This is a genomic window from Pseudomonas triticicola, from assembly GCF_019145375.1.
GTDB lineage: Bacteria > Pseudomonadota > Gammaproteobacteria > Pseudomonadales > Pseudomonadaceae > Aquipseudomonas > Aquipseudomonas triticicola.
In genome coordinates this window covers 1,631,072-1,651,660 of sequence record NZ_JAHSTX010000001.1, presented here as the reverse complement: position 1 = coordinate 1,651,660, position 20,589 = coordinate 1,631,072, and the positions used below count along the sequence as shown (strand labels likewise).

Annotated in this window: 17 protein-coding genes and 1 pseudogene; 9 read left to right on the top strand and 9 right to left on the bottom strand. The window is 59.3% G+C overall.

The window, feature by feature from the left end:
* Positions 1 to 3: 3 nt before the first annotated feature.
* Positions 4 to 1,251, bottom strand: a complete 1,248-nt coding sequence (locus KVG85_RS07435; RefSeq protein ID WP_217863439.1) for an MFS transporter — start codon at positions 1,249 to 1,251, stop codon at positions 4 to 6.
* Between the two features lie 309 nt (positions 1,252 to 1,560).
* On the opposite strand from KVG85_RS07435, the gene KVG85_RS07430 reads away from it, so the two are divergent.
* Positions 1,561 to 1,749 carry a hypothetical protein gene (locus KVG85_RS07430; protein ID WP_041480969.1) on the top strand — a complete coding sequence of 63 codons (189 nt, stop codon included), beginning with the start codon at positions 1,561 to 1,563 and terminating at the stop codon, positions 1,747 to 1,749.
* Between the two features lie 18 nt (positions 1,750 to 1,767).
* On the opposite strand, the gene KVG85_RS07425 is transcribed toward KVG85_RS07430, so the two are convergent.
* The gene (locus KVG85_RS07425; RefSeq protein WP_217863438.1) at positions 1,768 to 2,145 is read right to left on the bottom strand and encodes a fe2+ zn2+ uptake regulation protein; all 378 of its coding nucleotides are present in this window, start codon (positions 2,143 to 2,145) and stop codon (positions 1,768 to 1,770) included.
* Positions 2,146 to 2,388: 243 nt separating this feature from the next.
* On the opposite strand from KVG85_RS07425, the gene pvdQ reads away from it, so the two are divergent.
* Positions 2,389 to 4,728 carry a bifunctional acylase PvdQ gene (pvdQ, locus tag KVG85_RS07420; protein ID WP_217863437.1) on the top strand — a complete coding sequence of 780 codons (2,340 nt, stop codon included), beginning with the start codon at positions 2,389 to 2,391 and terminating at the stop codon, positions 4,726 to 4,728.
* 52 nt (positions 4,729 to 4,780) lie between these two features.
* Here the strand turns inward: pvdQ and KVG85_RS07415 are convergent, their stop codons facing one another.
* Positions 4,781 to 5,782, bottom strand: a complete 1,002-nt coding sequence (locus KVG85_RS07415) for a FecR family protein (RefSeq protein ID WP_217863436.1) — start codon at positions 5,780 to 5,782, stop codon at positions 4,781 to 4,783.
* A gap of 153 nt (positions 5,783 to 5,935) precedes the next feature.
* On the opposite strand from KVG85_RS07415, the gene KVG85_RS07410 reads away from it, so the two are divergent.
* Positions 5,936 to 6,205, top strand: coding sequence for a PepSY domain-containing protein (locus KVG85_RS07410; protein ID WP_071172382.1), 270 nt, complete (start codon positions 5,936 to 5,938; stop codon positions 6,203 to 6,205).
* Positions 6,206 to 6,275: 70 nt separating this feature from the next.
* On the opposite strand, the gene KVG85_RS07405 is transcribed toward KVG85_RS07410, so the two are convergent.
* Positions 6,276 to 11,126, bottom strand: coding sequence for a dermonecrotic toxin domain-containing protein (locus KVG85_RS07405; protein WP_225926644.1), 4,851 nt, complete (start codon positions 11,124 to 11,126; stop codon positions 6,276 to 6,278).
* Positions 11,127 to 11,359: 233 nt separating this feature from the next.
* On the opposite strand from KVG85_RS07405, the gene KVG85_RS07400 reads away from it, so the two are divergent.
* Complete coding sequence (locus KVG85_RS07400; protein ID WP_217863435.1) at positions 11,360 to 12,388, top strand: Ldh family oxidoreductase; 1,029 nt, start codon at positions 11,360 to 11,362, stop codon at positions 12,386 to 12,388.
* Positions 12,389 to 12,589: 201 nt separating this feature from the next.
* Here the strand turns inward: KVG85_RS07400 and KVG85_RS07395 are convergent, their stop codons facing one another.
* Positions 12,590 to 12,907: an ElaB/YgaM/YqjD family protein gene (locus KVG85_RS07395; protein WP_016774661.1), complete on the bottom strand. Its 318-nt coding sequence runs from the start codon at positions 12,905 to 12,907 to the stop codon at positions 12,590 to 12,592.
* 154 nt (positions 12,908 to 13,061) lie between these two features.
* Here KVG85_RS07395 and KVG85_RS07390 point away from each other — a divergent pair, with 154 nt between their 5' ends.
* Positions 13,062 to 13,316: a hypothetical protein gene (locus KVG85_RS07390; protein ID WP_003224595.1), complete on the top strand. Its 255-nt coding sequence runs from the start codon at positions 13,062 to 13,064 to the stop codon at positions 13,314 to 13,316.
* 6 nt (positions 13,317 to 13,322) lie between these two features.
* Here the strand turns inward: KVG85_RS07390 and KVG85_RS07385 are convergent, their stop codons facing one another.
* The gene (locus KVG85_RS07385) at positions 13,323 to 14,237 is read right to left on the bottom strand and encodes a LysR family transcriptional regulator (RefSeq protein ID WP_217863434.1); all 915 of its coding nucleotides are present in this window, start codon (positions 14,235 to 14,237) and stop codon (positions 13,323 to 13,325) included.
* Positions 14,238 to 14,321: 84 nt separating this feature from the next.
* Here KVG85_RS07385 and KVG85_RS07380 point away from each other — a divergent pair, with 84 nt between their 5' ends.
* Positions 14,322 to 15,245 (top strand): carbon-nitrogen hydrolase family protein, encoded by a 924-nt coding sequence (locus KVG85_RS07380; protein ID WP_217863433.1) that lies wholly within the window; start codon positions 14,322 to 14,324, stop codon positions 15,243 to 15,245.
* A 147-nt stretch (positions 15,246 to 15,392) separates the two neighbouring features.
* Here KVG85_RS07380 and KVG85_RS07375 read toward each other — a convergent pair whose 3' ends face one another.
* Both KVG85_RS07375 and KVG85_RS07370 read right to left on the bottom strand, forming a co-directional pair.
* A complete protein-coding gene (locus KVG85_RS07375; RefSeq protein WP_024012900.1) occupies positions 15,393 to 15,866 on the bottom strand; it encodes an LEA/WHy family protein in 474 nt (157 codons plus the stop codon).
* Between the two features lie 65 nt (positions 15,867 to 15,931).
* Positions 15,932 to 17,398 carry a nucleobase:cation symporter-2 family protein gene (locus KVG85_RS07370; RefSeq protein ID WP_110603344.1) on the bottom strand — a complete coding sequence of 489 codons (1,467 nt, stop codon included), beginning with the start codon at positions 17,396 to 17,398 and terminating at the stop codon, positions 15,932 to 15,934.
* Between the two features lie 262 nt (positions 17,399 to 17,660).
* On the opposite strand from KVG85_RS07370, the gene zapE reads away from it, so the two are divergent.
* The 3 genes and pseudogenes from zapE (at position 17,661) to KVG85_RS07355 (ending at position 20,071) form a co-directional block, all read left to right on the top strand.
* Entirely contained in the window at positions 17,661 to 18,779 is a 1,119-nt protein-coding gene (gene zapE, locus KVG85_RS07365) for a cell division protein ZapE (RefSeq protein WP_217863432.1), read from the top strand.
* Positions 18,780 to 18,796: 17 nt separating this feature from the next.
* Positions 18,797 to 19,376: pseudogene (locus KVG85_RS07360) on the top strand (DinB family protein).
* 197 nt (positions 19,377 to 19,573) lie between these two features.
* Positions 19,574 to 20,071: a GNAT family N-acetyltransferase gene (locus tag KVG85_RS07355; RefSeq protein ID WP_217863431.1), complete on the top strand. Its 498-nt coding sequence runs from the start codon at positions 19,574 to 19,576 to the stop codon at positions 20,069 to 20,071.
* 286 nt (positions 20,072 to 20,357) lie between these two features.
* Here KVG85_RS07355 and KVG85_RS07350 read toward each other — a convergent pair whose 3' ends face one another.
* The gene (locus KVG85_RS07350; protein ID WP_217863430.1) at positions 20,358 to 20,567 is read right to left on the bottom strand and encodes a hypothetical protein; all 210 of its coding nucleotides are present in this window, start codon (positions 20,565 to 20,567) and stop codon (positions 20,358 to 20,360) included.
* Positions 20,568 to 20,589: the final 22 nt, after the last annotated feature.

The window sequence follows — 20,589 nt, the reverse complement described above, 5'->3', positions numbered from 1 at the left end:
TCCTTACTGAGGCGAGGCCACATCAGCGGTGGTGGTTTGCAGGAGCCGGTAAACCATGGGCAGGCACATCAGCCCGCCGAATGCGGCCCAGAGAGCGAAGTATTCAAGACGGCTGCCGCCACCGATGGCAGCAATCAGCGAACCGCCAAGGCCCATGACGGCGATCGAGATCATGCCGGTCAGCGCCGACACCAGGCCTTTGCTGTCGTCACTGGAAAACAGCGCCAGGCGATACACCGCCGCGTTGCTCATGCCCAGCCCGACGGCGTATAGCGCCAGGCTGGCGACTACTGGCCCAAGCCCCGCACCGATCAGGGCGCATGCCGCCAATAGCAGCAGGCCCAGACAGAACGGCCAGAGCGCCAGTTGAATCAATTGCGTCAGCGAATGAGTCTGCAGCAAGCGGTCGAGAATCAGATTGCCGGCGATGACTGCCGAGAACACCGGTATCTGCCACAGGCCATACTCCAGCGGCGGCAGTTCCAGCACCCGCACCAGCAGCAATGGCGCCAGGCCTATCCAGGCGATCAGCGGCAGACTCATCAGGCCGAGCGCCAGGCTGGCACAGAGGAAACGCGGATTGCCCAACAGCGCACCGTAGCGCCGACAAGTGATGCGCCAGGAGAAGGGTATTCGGCGAGTTTGATGACCATCGCGGCGCTCGACGCCTACGGTTTCCGGCATCCACAGCAACAGGCCGAGCCAGACCAGCGCTGCTGTGCATCCCAGCAGCAGAAAAATTTCCCGCCAGCTCAGCCATTCCAGCAGCAGGATGCCAAGCAGCGGCCCGAGCAACGGCGATAACAACGCAACATTGCCTAGCAACGCCATCAGCCTGACGGCGTCGGCTTCGCAAAAAACCTCCTGCAATGCCGGGTAGCTCACGGCGACGACGAATCCCAGCCCCATGCCCTGCAACAGACGCAACAGGTTGAACGCTTCAATACTGCCAGCGAAAAAAACTGCCGCGCACGCCAACCCGAACAGTGCGCTACCCGACAATAACAATGGCCGTCGGCCGTATTGATCGGACAACGGGCCGAGCAACCATTGCAGGCAAACACCACCCAACAGATAAAGATTGAATGCATGGGGAACATGCCGCGCGTCCGCTTCGAGGTCGGTGGTGACGTCCAGCATCGCTGGCATGATCACGTCGCTGGCCATGTAAGTGAGCAGTTCGAAAGCGGTCAGCGCCAGACAGAAACCCGCAACCTGTCTGGGGCCGATATTTATAAGTGTTCTCTGCATGAACATCCCTGTTTTATGAGTGGTAGGAAGTTCGCAGAGCCTAGGCGCAGACGCACAGCCGACCTAGCCGTTTGCTGCGTCAGCAGATTTCAAAAACTTACGACATGTTTAAAGGATTGGCGCGGCGCGAAAGCTGTTTACTTGTTTGCGCCAGAGCAGGGAGGGCGGGCCATGCCTCAAGGTCGGCTGACCTTGCAGCCAAAAGTCTTCAGGGGCGGTAACATGAGCACCCGTTGCCCCGGCACGTCCCCTAATTCGGCAAGCGTATGGCTTGCAAACGCATACATTCCAACGTTTCAGGAAACCGCAATGACCCAGAAGCAACGCTTGATTTATTCGATTCTGATCGCTCTGTCGGTACTGGCGATCATGCTGGGCCTGTCCTGGCTGCAAAACGCCGGCATGATCACCGAGAAGACTTTCCAGTACGTGGCAATCGGCGTGGCGGTCGTGGTGGTCATCATCAACGGCGTGATGCGCCGCAAGGTCAAGCCGTAACGGCGAGCACCCGGTGCCTCATTCGTGGTTGAGGACCGCCGCAGCCTGTGGATGCAGGCTGTAACTCTTGTCGGCGTTGAAGGTAATCACGCCTTCGGCGCACAAGCGTTTCAGTACTTCGCGCACGCTGAGAAACGACAACGGCACGTCCAGATCGAGCAACTGGCTGTGCACGCCACGTACGCCCAGGCGGCGATTGCTTTGTGCCGCCACCAGCAGGGCGTCGATGACTTTCAGGCGAATCAGGCTGGTGCGCAGGCCGAAACTCTTCAATAGCAGGCGAATACGCTCATTGCCCGGACGCTCGCCGCGCTGGGTGAAATTGCCGGTGTGCGAACCCATGGAAACGCCCTGTGGCGTCTGGCTACCGTCCGTTGGTAGTTGCGAGTTGTACATGCGATTACTCCTTTTCAGAGCCAGATCGGGAAAGGTTTTGTTGCGCTCTCTAAACAAGACGTTTCAGCACGACAAATCATGAAAGAAAAGATGTAGAAATTTCGTCGCAAATTCGTCTCGGCCTTGTGATGCCGGCCTCGTCCCGAAGGATTGCCCGCTAAATTTTTTTCCTCAGCTTCGTTTCTTCGTCAGGCTCATTGCGCGTGGACGCAGGGGCAATCGACCTTTCGATCAGGAGCAAGCGTGATTATTTCCAGGCAACTCACCGGGCTGGCCCTCGCCAGCACCTTGTTCGGACTGAGCCTGTCGGCCCATGCACTGAGCCCGGCTGCACAAACCAGCGCCGATATTCGCCGCACCAGTTTCGGCGTGCCGCACATTCGTGCCGAGAACGAACGCGGGCTGGGCTTCGGCATCGGTTACGCCTATGCCCAGGACAACCTGTGTTTGCTGGCCAACGAGATTGTCACGGTCAACGGCGAGCGCTCACGCTACTTCGGCCCGGAACAGTTCACTGTCGAACAACGGGAAAACCGCGTCAGTGATGTGTTCTTCACCTGGCTCAATACTCCAGAAGCGGTCGAAACCTTCTGGCAGGCGCAACCGACGCAGGTCCGCGACCTGGTCGAGGGTTATGCCGCCGGTTACAACCGCTATCTGGCTGAACGCCGTCAGCAAGGACTGCCGCAGCAATGCCAGGGCGAGTGGGTACGTGATATCAGTGCCGAGGATCTGGTCAAACTGACGCGGCGCCTGTTGGTGGAAGGCGGGGTCGGGCAGTTCGCCGAGGCTCTGGCCGGCGCCACTCCGCCGCAAGCGACCGCGCAGGTCAAGCACGATACCGAGGCGTTCCAGTTGGCCGACGCCCGTCAGCAACGTTTCGCCCTGGATCGCGGCAGCAATGCCGTGGCCGTCGGCAGCGAGCGTTCATTCAACGGCCGTGGCATGTTGCTGGCCAACCCGCATTTCCCGTGGGTCGGGGGGATGCGCTTTTATCAGATGCACCTGACTATCCCCGGCAAGCTTGATGTCATGGGCGCCGCGTTGCCGGGATTGCCGATGATCAACATCGGTTTCAACCAGCATCTGGCCTGGACCCACACCGTCGATTCGTCGAAGCACTTCACGTTGTATCGCCTGCAACTCGATCCAAAGGATCCGACCCGGTATTTGCTCGACGGCAAGTCGCTGCCGCTGAACAAACAGACGGTTACCGTGCAGGTCAAGCAGGCTGACGGCCAGCTCGTACCGGTGAAGCGCGACATTTATAGCTCGCAGTTCGGCCCGATCGTGCAATGGCCGGGCAAGCTCGACTGGGACAAGCAATATGCCTACAGCTTGCGCGATGCCAACCTCGACAACGATCGCGTGCTCAAGCAGTGGTACGCGATGAACCAGGCCAGCAATCTCAAGGACCTGCAAGATGCCGTGCACAAGATCCAGGGCATCCCGTGGGTCAATACTCTGGCGGTGGATGACAAGGGCCAGACGCTGTACATGAACCTGTCGGTGGTGCCGAATGTCAGCGCGGAAAAACTGGCCAAGTGCAGCGACCCACGCCTCGGTCTGCGCATGATTGTCCTGGACGGTGCCAACAGCGGCTGTGCCTGGGATGTCGATCCGCAAGCGGCGCAGCAGGGCATTTTTGCGTCCAGCCAGTTGCCGCAATTGCTGCGCAAGGATTTCGTTCAGCACTCCAACGATTCAGCGTGGCTGGCCAACCCGGCGCAACCGCTCACCGGCTATTCACCGCTGATCAGTCAGGACGGACAACCGCTGGGCCTGCGCTCGCGATTTGCGCTTGATCGTTTGGCTGAGCTGAGCAAAAAAGGCCCGTTGGCAATCAAGGATCTACAGCACATGGTCATGGACGATCAGGTCTATCTGGCCGCGCAGGTCATGCCGGATCTGCTGAAGTTCTGCGGATCCGATCTGGGCAGCGATGCGGCCACGCTGAAGCCGGCCTGCTCCAGCCTCAAAGCCTGGGACGGCCGCGCCAATCTGGATTCCGGGCTCGGTCTGGTGCATTTTCAGAACATCATGCAGGCGCTGCTTGAATCAGCCGATATCTGGCGTGTTGCATTCGATCCGGCAGATGCGCAAAACACTCCTCGCGGGCTGGCAGTCGAGCAGCCTGCCGTCGCCAAAGCACTGCGTGAAGCGATGCTGGCGTCGGTCGAGCGGGTCGGCAAAATGGGCCTGAAACCCGACACGCGCTGGGGGGACATCCAGGTAGTCAGCAGTGGCGGGCAGCAAACGCCGATTCATGGCGGGCCGGGGACGCTGGGCATTTACAACGCGATGCAGAGCGTGCCCCGTGAGGATGGCAAACTTGAAGTGGTCAGCGGCACCAGCTATCTGCAAGTGGTGAGCTTTGACGAAAAAGGCCCGCACGCCCAAGGGCTTCTGGCGTTCTCGTTATCCAGTGATCCGATGTCGAAATACTCGCGGGATCAGACTGCTGCATTTTCGAAGAAGCAGTGGAGTGTCCTGCCGTTCACCGAACAGCAGATCCAGGCGGATCCGCAATATCAGGTGCAGACCATCAAGCAGGATCAGGCAGGGAAGGTGGCAGCGCAGTAAACAGTCACCGCCTGAAACAAACGAAGGCCGCTTCCCGCAAGGGACGCGGCCTTCAGCTTTTCGGCGGGCGTTGCGGCATCGAATTGATCACCGGGTTGCCTTCCTTGTTCCGGGTCAGGTAGACCGGCAGCACTTTGGGCAGGCTGTTGGCGAGGTTGTTCATCTCTTTGATATTGTAGACACCGCCCACGCGGATCGCGCCGGTACTGGTGTCGGCCAGCATCAACGGCTTGTCGAGGTAACGGTTGATCAGCGGCAGGGCGTCGTGCAGCGCAAGGTTGTCCAGTATCAATCTGCCGCTGCGCCACGCCAGCGAGGTGTCACCAGGGTAGGTCTGACTGATTTGCGGCGTATAATCGCCCTGCCGGTAGCGTGCCTGCATCGATGGACTCAGACGCAGGCCGTCGCCCGGCAGATCGCGATTGCTGCTGACCAGCACCGAACCTTCGACCAGATTGACCCGCACCTGGTCCTCGTACATCCACACATTGAACCGCGTACCGGTCACGCGGATTTTGCCGTCGCCGGCGCGAACCACAAACGGGTGAGACGCGTCATGGCTGACATTAAAAAACGCCTCGCCCTTGTTCAGGGTTACGCGACGTTCATGTTTGTAATTGCTGAAAGTCAGGTCGGTGTTCAGGTTGAGTTCCAGCTGACTGCCGTCACTCAACGTTATATGACGCACAGTGTCGGTGGCGGCGTAATGCTGATAACTGTTGGGCACCCAGCCCAGACTCCAGCCGCTGTAAGCCGCGAGCGGCAAGGCGAGGGCGCAGGCACCGGCAATGACTGCGAACTTGCGCCACGAACGCGAGGGCTTGCGCTGCGCCGCGAGTGCTTCGGGCTCGGTTCGAGGCAAATCTCCGGCGACCTCCCAGATCTCCTGCATGGCTTCGTATTCGAAAGCGTGCAAAGGATGCGCAGCGTGCCAGAATTCAAATGCGCGACGCTCCTCGTCCGTGCAGTCAGCGGCGTGCAAACGCATGCACCAGTGCGCGGCGGCATCGGTGATCGCATCGTATTCGGCTTCCGAGAGAGTGTCTTGGGTCATTGACTCGTCCTGATTTCGCTCATTCTAACCTCGCCGGCAGGCTGCCGAGAACATCCGTCATGGCATTTACCCATCAACGTGGAACTTATTTTTCCCTGTGGCGCCCAAAAAAACAGGAAGCAACTGCCTACTATCCATAAATGGAGTGAAAAAATGATCAAAAAGACATTCGCAGCCCTGATCGCCACTGCTGGTTTGCTCAGCGCCGGTGCCGCTCTGGCGGACAAGCCGGGCGCAGGCTGGATCACCATCGAAAAAGCCATCGAGGTCGCCAAGACCAAGGCCGGTTATGTCGAGGTCTATGAGATCGGTGCCGACAATGACGGTTATTGGGAAGGTGAGGGGCGCAAGGCTGACGGCAGTGTTTATGAATTCCGCATTGATGGCGCTTCCGGCAATGTGCTGCGCGACCAGAAGGACTAACCCACCTCAAGCACTCACTGATTCTTGTGTTGAGCAATGCGCTGGCGCGACGCCAGCGCATTTTTTGTCTTCACGGCAGCGCTTGCGAGGATCCTGCCTGACCCGAACCCGCACCCGAACCGTCATCCGATGATGAAAGGGCGGGAAGCAGGTCGAGCTGGCGGCCCATTTCGCTGATAAGCAACGCGATCGAGTCGGCGTTGGCGAGCATCACGTCAATCCGCGCATCCGCAGACTGAGAGCTGCGAAACGCCAGTCGTGCATCGGCAAGGTTTGTGGTTTTGGTAAGGCTGAGTATTTTGTTGTAATTCCCTGCATGCGTCGGCATTTGATCCAGGTCGGTCCAGACCTGAGGGCCGGTCTTCACTGCAAACAAGTGCTGGCCGTAGCGCGACAACAAGCTGCGATGACGCTCAAGGGATTTCTTGGCATGTTTGCCCGCGTCCGTCGTCGTATCGATGAGGTCCAGATAAGGCGCCATGGCTTGCACGACCTCAAGATCATCGCTGTCGCAAACCAGATGCGAGAGCTCATGGATAAGCGTTACAGCACGTGCGTGAGAATCGACATTGAACCGAGGAGGCAAATGGGCGGTGTATTTGTCCATTCCGGGATTGAAAAATACCTCAGTGAGATGAATTATTTTTTGTTTGTCCTGTTTGAAAACGAATGCAACGACATTCGCCCGACCTTTCGCGTTCAGACCCGCCAAAAAGCGTTCGGTGTAGAGCAAATCATCTTTAGGGTTCGTCAGTTCCTGGCAAACAGGAATTATCACTTTCTCGAGCTTGCTGAGCAGCGAGGGCGTTATGTCAGTCACCTCGAAGAAACTCTTTAATACCGTCTCTAATCGTTTGCCCTCGAAGTTGTCGCGCTGTGTAACGTAGTTATGCAGACAATTGACTGCGTATTCCCTGGCACGATTTACGGCCTGCTGTATCACAAACGCTCTGGCGGGATAGCGACGGTTGATCTGGGTCATGCCTCTCGCTTGAACGTACATCTCGATTGAACGGTTTTCCTCTACTTCGTGTTGAGCGGCGTCACGTTGTTTTGATCGGCAGCGATAAACCGGCTGGCTGGTGCTCGCAACGACCAGACGGGAATTCTTCTCTTCGAGTGACGGCCCCTGGCTGCCGTCTTTTTTGCGCAAATACCAGGCTTTTTCGATCTGGACCGCCGGATACACCTTGCCGGCAATGGCGGCGTATTTCTGCGTCGTCGAAGAATCTCCGTAGACCAGCTTATTGGCATCGAGCTTGAGGCTTTGCAGCGCAGTGCTGGTTTCAAAGGTTTGCAAATCGATACGAGCGGGGGTGACGGGTGGCACTTTTGCCCAGCGAGAGGCTACTTGCACCGTCGTGGCTGTAGAGGCTGGTGCGTGCGCCTCTGCGGCGAATTCGGAACTGGCCGTTTCTGCCTCGCTTTCCCAGGACAGACGTCCCAGGCTGAAGAGTGTAATTGCCCCTGCGATGAAGCTTTTCAGGGCGTTTGCCCAGTGGTGATCCTGAAGGCCTTCGGCGGACGCCTTGAAGTCCTGGTAGCTTCGCCAGAGGAAAAAAACGGATGCGAGTTTGCCCGGTAGCAAATGTGGCACCAGACGCACGCCGTGACTGAACAGAGACTTCACCGCTTCCCAATCCGCTTGGGCGTTGATCTGTGGCTGGCTACGCAGCAGTTGCGGCAGAAGGCTCAGAGTATCCTGGTGAAACCGTTCAAGCAGGTTGTCATTGATGGGCGTGTCATGAAGGGTGATCTCACTTTTTTTGCCAATCGTTGTTTTCAACAGACTCTTGAAGACCGCCTGCTGGGCCTCAGGCAGACGCCGGATGATCAAATCCTGAAAGTGCCCGGGGGTATTCAGTGCTTCGATCAACTGCGCTTCGTTTTCGAACTCGCGAAATACATACCTGGAGTAAGGCGCATAGATAACCCGGGGGCCTGTTCGCCCTGCGCCCGGACCGAGGACATACAATCCGAGCGCGTCAACGCAATCAGCGCCTGCAGTCTTGATCAACGATAGTGGACAAGCGATGGCATCAGCACCCTCGACCATAGCCCGCGCTATCCCGTCCGGCATGTCGAGGACCTGGCAAATGTAGTCATAACCGGTATCCGAGAGCTGCTGTTGCAATTTCATCGAGTGGGCGTGTTGCATCAATTGCCAGGGTAATTGGCGTAAAAAACGCTTTTTGCTGGCACGTGCGGACGCGCTGTCGGCGGACAGCGCTTCGGTCACTTTCTCCGTGTAGGTGGTGGTGACGTCAAGAGATTGCAGTAATTGCCGTACCGCGGACTGGGCAAAATCCTTTGGTAATGCTGTGGCTGTTGTCGATGCGACTTTGAAACCGGTGCCCTGCACGACGTTGTAGTGATGCAAGGCAAACTCCAGCAGGTTGCAGGCAGGGCCCGCCAGTGTCAGGTTGGGGGTGATCCGGATGTCCTGTGGCTTGAGCCCGTTGCCTGGAAATCGCGCGTCGAGCAGGGTTTTGAGTCTCTGCTCGATATGAGTGGCCAGCGCCGGGACGTCATCGAGGAAATCCTTGCCATCGATGAACGCGTGGCGCAGTTCATCCAGCAGAGCGAGTTGCGTGCGTTGCTCCGTCGCCGCGGCCATGCGTAGCCAGTCGGGATAGTCCAGATGACGCGAAAGGGCTCGTGCAAGATCAATCGCGCGTTGCAGATTGGTATCGATGACAGCATTTTTCATTTCACCAAGAAGCGTCGCCAATGTCTTCGGTTCCTTGATACACACTCGCAGCACTGCACATTCAGCGAGGAACTGCTCAATGGCCGATTGCATGCGGTCTCGGGAGACACTGCCATCAAGCAATTGAAACTCGCCCAAGGTGTATTGCTGGTCGAATCGATGTTGCGCCTTTGGCAGATTTTCCAGCAGCGCGTAACTCTGGTTATTGTCGTCCAGCCTTTGTTGCAGTTGCTTTTGCACATTGTCGATATCGTCGAACAGTTCCAGCCCCATGGCCGGTGTCCACAGGATGGCGCGCCCTGAATGTTTCACGTCCATGCCACCGCGCTCGGTCAGCAGCACGCAGTGAGCGAGCGGCAGCGCACCTTTGAACTTGGCACCATTGAGGGTGAGTGACCAGGCATCGGGGCGAAAACCATTGAGTGACTGGCGGTCCCTGCGTGTGGGATGCCTGGAATCGAACACGGTGTCGACGATCTTGCGTTCCGCCTCCAGCCATGAGCCGCTGAGACTGCGCATGTACGCCTCACCACGCAGACCATCTTCGAACGCCTGCGCCAGTTTCCACAGAATGCCTTCGAGAAAAGCGCGCTGTTCGGCGCCGTTCCCGGTCGGCTGATCTTTGAAGTGGCTGGTCAGATTATCCAGCGTTCGCCCCAGACGAGTCGCCTGCTGCGCAGCCTTGTCCGCCTGCACGAGTGACGATGGCGGCGTACTGGTAAATAGCGGCCGCGTGCTCCAGCGCTGATTGACGTCGAGCTTGAGCAACCGTTCATGAATCATCGAGCGGATATCCAACGCCTTGTCGAAGAGCGCATGGACGTCGGTGCTGCGCGCGCTCTGGCGAAAACGTTGCAGAACGAATTCAATGTTCTGACGTTGCTTGGTGAGGATCGCCTCGAACAGCGTCGTCATGATCTCACCGCCGATGTTTTCGCCAGATACCTGGGCATTAGCGAAGCCGAGGTAACGATTGCGCTCTTGCAGATTCATCAGCCCGTAGAGTTCATCTTCGTGCCCGGCAGCCCTCAGCTTGGCGGTCAGTGTCTGTTTGAGGTCGGCGTAGTTGGTGAGTACCTGCAGGCCCTGGCTGGGCGTATAGAGATAAGCCTTGTCATGATTGATCATCAGCGAGCCGGCCAGCTCGACACAGGCAGTCTCTTCGCTCAGGCACACGGTTTCGAACGTTGGCCGCCGTACCGCAACGGTTGGCTCACGTACCAGGCTGTGCAGGGCGTCGAACTCGCTGGCGGTGAGGATCTGCGTTTCGCGCTTGATCATCAGATCCGCTCGCGCTTGATCCTGTAGCGTCTGGCTGAAGAAAGTACGTCTGGGCGAGCCCTCGAATGACGCGCCGTTCCAAAACACCTCAAGCTGCCGAAACAACAGCATGGTCAGTTTTCCCGATGCGGACTCGATCGCATGGGTCCAGGCAGACTGATCGTCTTCGCGTACAGAACGGGCGGGATGGGTAAATTCCACGGACTGACCGTGGGGCCAGCCCTGACGGTGAAAGTACACCAGCAGCGCTTGAGTCAGCGACAGTGAGTCGACCCACTGTTTCACGTCCGAAGAAGTCGCCGAGTAGAAACCGACGCGAGTAAGTGACTGCTGCACCTGGCCGAAATGCGCTTCGAGCAGTTCATCGAGAATTTTTTCCAGCAACGTTGCAAGCGATGGCAGGCGTTTGAGCTCGTCCAGCAGGTCACGGGCGCACCTGTCCAGGGATTCGCCGATTGCCGCTTGCTGGTCCTCGAACACATCACCTTCGATGGTTTCGAAGGTCAGGGTGATACCGCGCTTTTCCACCAGTTCCTTGCGCAGCGAGACCGAGAGGAAAGCCAGCAGATCATCAGTTTCCCCGGCATTGTCGAGACGCGTCTGCAGGGCGTCCGTCAGTGCTTGCCGATCGGAGAATTTCTTCAGGCCATCGTAGGGCGTATAGAGAAACACGCCGTTGTCATCCGGCCCTGCGCTGAGTATGAAACTGCCTGCCAGCGGTACGGCCAGTTGCTTGTCGGCGTTGAGCAGGATGCGTTCGGCCAGCATTGGCGGGGTTTGCTTGTTGCGCAGTGATTGCGTCGCCAGTTGCGCATGGGCAAGCCAGTCGAGATCTTTGCTGTTGAAACCGTGTGCCGGACCTAGGGCAGCATGCAGGCCGGGTGAATCAAATATCACTGGAAACAACAGCGGGGCAGTCGGGGTGGACATTATTGCAACTCTGAACGGGGCGCCATTGGGCTGGAACTCAACTGTAGATGCGCAGGCTGGAGCACTTGCGGTAGACAGTTACCGCACGCACCGAGAGCGAAATGTGCATGAGGGTGCGCCAACCGATGCCCATCAATCGAAGGGTTGACAGCTGGCAGCTCGGGCGCGGTTAATCGGTGGGCAAAATCGACCCTACGCTGTTGTTCCCTCCAATAATCATTCTGGAGCTTCAGATGTCTGCGCCACACGATCATGCTTCGTCCACAGTGTCCCTCGAGGCACTGACGCAACTGCTTGAAACGATTTTTCTGCGCCACGGCACGTCCAGCGAAGTCGCCCGGGTGCTGGCCGCCAACTGCGCCAACGCCGAACGCGACGGCGCTCACAGTCATGGTGTGTTTCGCATACCCGGTTATGTCTCGACGCTGAAAAGCGGTTGGGTCAATGGCCATGCGGTGCCCCAGGTTGAAGACGTCGCGCCGGGGTTTGTCCGGGTTGATGCGGGCAACGGTTTTGCCCAGCCAGCGTTGGCAGCGGCCCGACCACTGCTGATCGAGAAGGCGCGTCATGCCGGGATCGCAGTGCTGGCGATTCGCAACTCGCATCATTTCGCTGCATTGTGGCCGGATGTCGAGCCATTCGCTGACGAAGGCCTGGTGGCGCTGAGCGTGGTCAACAGCATGACCTGCGTGGTGCCCCATGGCGCTGATCGGCCATTGTTCGGCACCAATCCGATTGCCTTCGCCGCACCAAGGGCCAACGCTGCGCCGATTGTGTTCGACCTTGCCACCAGCGCCATCGCCCATGGCGATGTGCAGATCGCCGCGCGCAAAGGTGAAAAACTCCCGGTCGGCATGGGGGTCGACAGCCTGGGACAGCTGACCCAGGACCCCAAGGCGATTCTTGAAGGCGGCGCCTTGTTGCCGTTCGGCGGGCACAAAGGCTCGGCGCTGTCGATGATGGTCGAGTTGCTGGCGGCAGCATTGACCGGCGGCAATTTCTCATTCGAGTTTGACTGGTCCAACCATCCCGGCGCGAAAACTCCGTGGACCGGCCAGCTGTTGATCGTCATCGATCCGAGCAAAGCGGCGGGGCAGAACTTCGCCCAGCGCAGCGAGGAACTGGTGCGGCAAATGCACGGAGTCGGGCTCAAGCGTTTGCCGGGGGATCGGCGGCATTTGCAGCGCAGTCGGTCGATGGCGCAAGGGATCGCGCTGGATGAACAGACGTTGGGTCAGTTGCGGGAGTTGGCGGGGGAGTGAGTCTTTTGTTGTTCTGACATTGCAGTGACAAGGTCAAAAGTCCCTCACCCTAGCCCTCTCCCGGGGGGAGAGGGGACTGACCGCGTGGTTTGGGCAAGGTACGCCGACTTGGGATACCGAGGTGAATTCAGTAATGGAAAAGCAAAGCGGTGGGCATAAAAAAAGCGAACCCTGAGGTTCGCCTTTTTCTGTGCGCCTGACTCAGCGGCGGCCGAGCAGCAGGCCCACTACCAGGCCGAAACCGGCGGAAATCGCCACGGTTTGCCAAGGATGGCCACCGATGTAGTTCTCCGTGGCTTCAACGGCGGGTTTGGTGCGGTCGCGCACGCTGGACACCGAATCCAGTGCCAGCTGCAGCTTCTGGGCGATTTGTGCGCGCAGCGTTTCTGCTTCTTCGCCTACCAGTGAAGCGCTGCTCTTGAGCAGTTTGTCCGATTCTTCGATCAGAGCCTGAAGCTCGCTGAAAGCTTGATCCTTGATTTGCTCTTCGGCAGCTTGCGAGGCGGTTTTACGGGCCATTGGGTGACTCCTTGCAGGTGAATGGACAGTGACCAATGGAGTGTAGCGGCAGGCGAAAAGTTGCATGTCATTCGCGGACAAGGGAAAAACCTGCACCGGAGATTTGTGTCGAGCGTGTAAGATGTCGCCATTTTACGCAGCAGGATAAATCCCCATGAGTTTCAATCTGGCCGACAAATCCCTCGCAGAGCGCGCAGCGCTGGAAGACGAGAAATCCCGTCTGTTCGAACTCTGGCAGAACAATCTGGGCAAAGCCAAAGGCGAAGCCGCGCGCTTGTTTGGGGAGCGTTCCAAGCGCAAGGGCAAATGGGCCGAGTGGGTTCGCGCCGAGCTGGACGGCATGTCGCCGCCGGAGTTCGCCAACATGGTGCGCAGTGAAGTCAATCGCCTGATGGCGGCGAACAAATAATCTGTTTCACACCTGGCTGAACGTGGCGGCAATCGCCTCGCGAACCTTGACCAGCACCGGATCGATCTGCGTGCTGGTGCGCCAGCCCAGTTCCACCGGATAGCGCGGCAAAGCCAGAGGGCAGGGCAGCAGCGCCAGCCCGCTCAGCGTCGCGATGCTTGCGGCGGCATGGGCCGGGATGGTCGCCACCGCCTGACTGCCCTTGAGCAGAAAGGGCAGCGCGGCGAAATGCGTAGTCGACGCGCAGACCCGGCGGCTCAAGCCCACTGCCGCCAATCCCTCATCGGTGATGCCGATAAAGCCCCCCGACGACACCAGAATGTGCTCGCGTTCAACGAACTCCTGCAACTCGATCTGCTGCTGGCCTGGCGCGAGACTGCTCGGGTCGACCAGGCACGCATATCCGCCTTCCCCCAATACCTGACGGCTGAGCAGGCGCTCGGAAAAGCCGCCAGCAGTGATCGCCAGGTCGATGCTGCGCTCCATCAGCGCGCGGGCGACGATCTGGCTATGGGTCTGGCGAAAGATCAGTCGCAGTTTCGGCGCGAGACGGGCGATTTGCTCGATCAAGCGGCGCCCGTAGGCAATTTCAAAATCATCTGACAGACCGATCGCCACCGAGCGGCCGTCGTATTGATTGGCCGCAGGATCAAGCATGGCCAGGCTTTGCCGGCATTTGTTCAGGGCATCGCTGATCACCGGTTTCAGCTGATTGGCTTGCAGCGTCGGCGCCAGACCGCGGCCGGTGCGCACGAACAACTGATCGCCATACACCTCACGCAAGCGGCGCAATGCCGCGCTGACTGCCGATTGCGTTACGCCCAGGCGCAAAGCGGCGCGGCTGGCGCTGGATTCATCGTGCAGTGCTTCGAAGACTTTCAGCAGGTTGAGGTCGATGTCGGCGATATTCATTTGACTCATATCATTCAGCAGTGGGTAGGGCTTTATTCATGATCGCGTGACGCTGGAGAATCAGCAACACCTGAACCTGATGGAGTAAACATGATGGCCAAATCCATAGTGGCGGCGTTGCAGATTGGTGCCTTGCCCGGGGGCAAAGGCGAAACCCTCGACCAGATTCTCAGCTGGGAAGACGCGATTCGCGAATCCGGCGCGGCGCTGGTGGTGATGCCGGAAGCCTTGCTCGGTGGTTACCCGAAAGGCGAGGGTTTCGGCACCCAGTTGGGTTATCGATTGCCCGAGGGGCGTGAGGCCTTTGCGCGGTACTTTGCCAACGCCATTGATGTGCCCGGCGCCGAAACCGACGCACTGGCCGGATTGTCAGCGCGCACCGGGGCCAATCTGGTGATCGGCGTGATCGAGCGCGCTGGCAGCACGTTGTATTGCACGGTGCTGTATTTCGATCCGCAGGCCGGGCTGCTCGGCAAACACCGCAAGCTCATGCCCACCGGTACCGAGCGGCTGATCTGGGGCAAGGGTGATGGCTCGACGCTGCCGGTGTTCGACACCCAGGTCGGCAAGCTTGGCGCGGTGGTGTGCTGGGAAAACATGATGCCGCTGCTGCGCACGGCGATGTATGCCAAGGGCGTTGAGGTCTGGTGCGCGCCGACCGTGGACGAGCGCGAGATGTGGCAGGTCAGCATGCGCCACATCGCCCATGAAGGCCGCTGCTTTGTGGTCAGCGCCTGTCAGGTGCAGGCCTCGCCGAATGCGTTGGGGGTGGAGATTGCCAATTGGCCGAGTGACAGGCCGCTGATTGCCGGTGGCAGCGTGATCGTCGGACCCATGGGCGATGTGCTGGCTGGACCGTTGCGTGGCGAGGCGGGATTGCTGACAGCGGAGATCGACACGGAGGAACTGGTACGCGCGCGGTATGACTACGATGTGGTCGGCCACTACGCGCGGCCGGATGTCTTCGAGTTGAGCGTTGATGAGCGTGCGAAGCCGGGGGTGCGGTTCAACTCCTGACCTTGAAACTTGTAGAGAACCTGTGAGAGCGAGCCTGCTCGCGAAGACGTAGGCACCATGAATATCGCAGTTGCCTGAACCACCGCCTTCGCGAGCAGGCTCGCTCCCACAGGGGTTGTGTGTTGTTCTGCCGATTGAGACCGCTGACTACCAGGTCGCCGCGCTCGCCTTGGGCAGGCTCAACTTGCCGCTGTCGGTAAAGCGCATAGTGCCGAACAACCCGCCCGCCAGTTTGCCGCGCAGTACGTAGGGGAGGTTGTCGAGGCTTTGCGTCTGGCTCAGGCCCAACGTCTGGCGCAGCACCGAGAACGCCGAGACGCTGACCGGCACTGTGACAATGGCTTCAGAGAAGCGCGGGATCGAGCCGCTCTGATCGCTCACACCCGAAGCCAGCGAATGACCATTGACCTCCAGATCCAGGGCGATGCCGTTGTAATCGATCGCCGTTTCATTGGGGTTCTGCACGCGCAGCTTGATCGCGAAACGTACTTCCAGTTCCTGACTGGGCAACGGTTCGAGGCCGACCACATTGATGTTCACCGGGTCGCGATTGGGAAACAATGCGCAGGCACTGAGCGACAACAGCAGAAGCGACAGGATGACGGCGTGGACGCGGCGCATAAGAATCTCTCGACAAAAAAGGGCTGAACCGTTGCCGGTGCAGCCCTTTTTTTCGAGGCGCGACGTCAGCGGTTCAACTGTGCGACAGCCGCCGCTTGGCCGGGTTCACCTTTGCCAGTGACGTCGGGGTTTTCCATGACTTGCAGAATCGAAGCTTCCGGGTCGAAATCGTCTTCTTCCAGCTCGATGAATTCCTCGGGCAGGAAGATGTTCAGCACGATAGCGCACAACGCGCCGACGGTGATCGGCGATTCGAAGATGTTGCGCAGCGCCTGCGGCAGTTCGCGCAAGACTTCCGGCACCGCCGCGATACCCAGGCCCATGCCCAGCGAAATCGCCACGATCAGCATGTTGCGTCGATGCAGGCCGGCCTCGGCGAGGATCTTGATCCCGGCCACGGCGACAGTGCCGAACATCACCAATTCTGCGCCACCAAGCACCGGTTTCGGCATCAATTGCAGCACCGCGCCGATCATCGGGAACAAACCGAGCAACACCAGCAGCCCGGCGATGAAAAACGCCACGTAGCGGCTGGCCACGCCAGTCAACTGGATCACGCCATTGTTTTGCGCAAAGGTCACCATCGGCATGCTGTTGAACACTGCCGCCATGGCCGAGTTCAGGCCATCGGCGAGCAGGCCGGATTTGATGCGACGGATGTACAGCGGGCCTTTCACCGGTTGCCGCGAGATCATCGAGTTGGCGGTCAGGTCACCGGCCGCTTCCAGTGGCGACACGAGGAAGATCACCGCCACCGGCACGAACGCCACCCAATCGAAGTTGAAACCGTACTTGAACGGCACCGGCACGCTGACCAACGGCACCTCGGGCATCGAAGCGAAATCCACCGTGCCCATCAGCCATGCCACTACGTAGCCGAGGGTCAGGCCGATGACAATCGCGCCCAGGCGCAGAAACGGCACGTCGACACGGTTCAGCACAACGATGGTGCCGATCACCAGTGCCGCGAGAAACACATGGCTGGCCGCGCCAAGATCTGGCGCACCGAAGCCGCCGGCGATGTCGGTCATCGCCACTTTGATCAGCGACAAGCCCATCAGCGTGATGATCGTGCCGGTCACCACCGGCGTGATCAGCATGCGCAGTTTGCCGATGAACTGGCTGAGCACCACTTCGATGAACGCAGCGAAGAAGCACACGCCGAAGATCGTCGAGAGGATTTCGTCAGTGCCACCGCCACGCGCCTTGACCATGAAGCCGGCGCTGAGAATCACGCTGATAAAGGAAAAACTGGTGCCTTGCAGACACAGCAGACCGGAACCCACCGGGCCGAATCGCTTGGCCTGGACAAAGGTGCCGAGGCCGGAGACGAACAGCGCCATGCTGATCAGGTAGGGGATTTCACTGTGCAGACCGAGGGCGCCGCCCATGATCAGGGTCGGGGTGATGATGCCGACGAAACTCGCCAGCACGTGTTGCAGCGCGGCGAACACCGTGGCGGTCAGGTGCGGACGGTCGTTGAGGCCGTAGATCAGGTCGTTGTTGCGCGGGGTTTTGTCAGAGGCGGTCATGGTGATGTGCGCGCCGCAAGGCGGGGCCGGGTCAGAAAATGGGTGCGCAGAATGCCGGAAGAGGGCGGCGAGGGCAACGAGCAATAACTGCCTGAAAGGTCAGGTTTTTGGGCTCTGTGGGAGCGAGCCTGCTCGCGAAAGCGGCGGCTCAGTCTGCATCTCGGTCACTGACGAGCCGCCTTCGCGAGCAGGCTCGCTCCCACAATGATCGTCCACGCGCGTTAATCAACAATGGCCAAGCGCCCGTGGCATACTCCCGCGCATGACTTTCGACTCCCCCCTCAGTGCCTGGCAATACGCGGTCGACCACAAGGGTTTCATCCAGGATGAAGCCCAGGAACACGCGGTCTGGGCCTTGCAAAAGTGCCATGAAGCCTTGCACGCTGGTGCCCGTTCGGTCGGCGGCGTGTACCTGTGGGGGCCGGTCGGGCGCGGCAAGACCTGGCTGATGGATCAGTTCTATCAGAGCCTGCGGGTGCCAGCGCGGCGTCAACACTTTCATCACTTCATGGGCTGGGTGCATCAGCGTTCGTTCCAACTCAGTGGCATCGCCGATCCGTTGCGCGCCTTGGCCAAAGAGCTGGCCGGCGAAGTGCGCGTGCTGTGCTTCGATGAACTGTTCGTCAATGACATCGGCGACGCGATCATTCTCGGCCGGCTGTTTCAGGTGATGTTCGATGAAGGCATGGTGATCGTCTGCACCTCCAATCTGCCGCCCGATGATCTATACGCCGACGGCTTCAACCGTGACCGTTTCACTCCGGCGATTGCGGCGATCAAGGCGCACATGACCGTGGTCGCGGTGAATGGCGCCGAAGACCATCGCTTGCATCCGGGGACGATCGAGCAGCGTTATTTTGTTCGCGCGGATGATTTACCGAGCGCACTGGAGGCCGTGTTCAAATCGCTGGCTGCAGATGAGACTGTCAGCGAGGAGCCAGTCGCCGTGGGCCACCGCACACTCAACGTGGTGCAAGCCAGCGAATCCGTGCTGTGGTGCCGCTACAGCGATCTGTGCGAACAACCTTTCGCCGCCATGGACTTCATTGCCCTGTGCGATCGCTACCGGGCTATTCTGTTGAGCGAAGTACCGAACCTCAGCGCACAGAAGCGCGAGGGACGCATTGCGCGCGGTACCGAAGACGGCGCTGAGCGCGTGGTCGCCGGCGACCGGGAACTGCCACAGTTGTCGGTGCATGATGACGGCGTGCGCCGTTTTATCGCGCTGGTCGACGAATGCTACGACCGTAAGGTGCCGCTGTACGTAGAGGCGGCTGTACCGATGGAGGCCTTGTACACCGAGGGCTATCTGGAATTCCCGTTCCGCCGCACCCTCAGCCGTTTGCAGGAGATGCAATTGCAGCGCTTCGCTGAAGCTTGAAAGAAGAGGGCGCCGACATGAGTCAACCGCTGTCCCATCATTTGCTGACCATGGCCTATCAGAATGCCTGGGCCAATCACCGCCTGGCCAAGGCCTGGACCCGGCTTGAGGCCGCTGAGCTGGCGGCGCCACGGGTGAGCTTCTTCCCCAACATCCGCCTGACGCTCAACCACATCCTCACTTGCGACTGGTTCTACGTCGACGCGCTGGAGCGAATTGCGCGGGGACGAGCCGCACCCGGATTGCTACGTATTCTTTAATCAGGACGAGCCGTTTACCGATGCCGCAACGCTGCGTGCAGAACAGGCCCGCGTTGATCGCCGGCTGATCGCTTATTGCGAGCAACTGCGCGATGCCGATCTGCCGAGAATCGTCACTATCGCCCGCGACACACCGCAGCATGAAAGTCGACTGCGCATGCTCTCGCACCTGTTCGAACACCAGATCCATCATCGCGGCCAAGTGCACGCCATGCTCAGCGGCACGACGGTCAAGCCACCGCAACTGGATGAATTTTTCTGTGTCGGCGAAAGCGCATTGCGTGCTGAAGACTTCGCCGAGCTGGGCTGGACCGAAGAGCTCATCTGGGGCCACTGACCGCGAAAGATCGCAGCCTCGTCGCACTCGTCAACTCCTACACATATCGGACCGTAGGAGCTGACGAGTGCAACGAGGCTGCGATCTTTTGATCTTCAGCTTTTCAAGTTGCCCTCTCCGGCACACTCAAGCTAATGTCCCCAGGCCTTCCAGCAAGCACCTTGCGTGCCGGGGCTTTTTGTTTATCGGGGATGGAAATGGATTCCGCAGAAATACTTGTACTTCAGGCCAGCTACACCAATCCGGTGCACGCCGAAGCCATCGGCATCGTGCTCAACCACTACGCCGAAGATCCCATGGGCGGTGGTCACCCGATCGCGCCCGAACTGCTGCAACGCTTGCCCGAAGAACTCGCCCGCCGCCCGCATGCCTTCAGCGTGCTGGCCTTCGTCGGCGGCGAACCGGCCGGGCTGGTCAACTGCTTTGAAGGCTTCTCGACCTTCGCTTGCAAACCGCTGGTCAACGTTCACGACGTCGCCGTGGTCGGCAAATTTCGCGGCCAGGGGCTCAGTCAGAAAATGCTGCAGAAAGTTGAAGAAATCGCTCGTCAGCGTGGCTGCTGCAAGATCACCCTGGAAGTGCTGGAAGGCAATGCGGTGGCGCAGGGTTCGTATCGCAAATTCGGCTTTGCACCGGGGATGTTCAATCCGGATCACGGGCGGATGCTGTTCTGGATAAAGGCTTTACAGGCCTGAAAGCCCCTCACCCTAACCCTCTCCCGGAGGGAGAGGGGACTGACCGCAGTGACTGATCCAGATACGCCGACCTGAAATATCGAGCCGAACTCAGGTTCTGAGAAGCCCACAAATCGGCTCCCTCTCCTCGGGGAGAGGGCTGGGGTGAGGGGGGAATTCACCGCAAATGAAAAGCCGGTCCTAATTAGCCCGGCCATAAAAAAAGGCGCCCCAATCAGGGCGCCTCAACTGTCATCTCCCGGGCCAGAGCGGAGCCACGGAAGGTTCATCGGTTGCTCGGTAGAACTCAGTCGCGATAAGACTCGGTCACCTGCGCCGTCTGGTCAGCAGGGACGCGGATTTCTTTCGCGCTGGCGTCGGCCTTTTGCTCGCTTTGCGCGTGCTGGATCGGGAAATTGTCGTAGTAATAACGCATGCGCTCGGCGCCGCCTTCAGCAAAGGCGCTGGTGGAGCCGAGGGCGAGCAGGGTGGTGAGGATGAGGGTGGTGGTTTTCATGTTGCCTCCTACTGAACAAGTG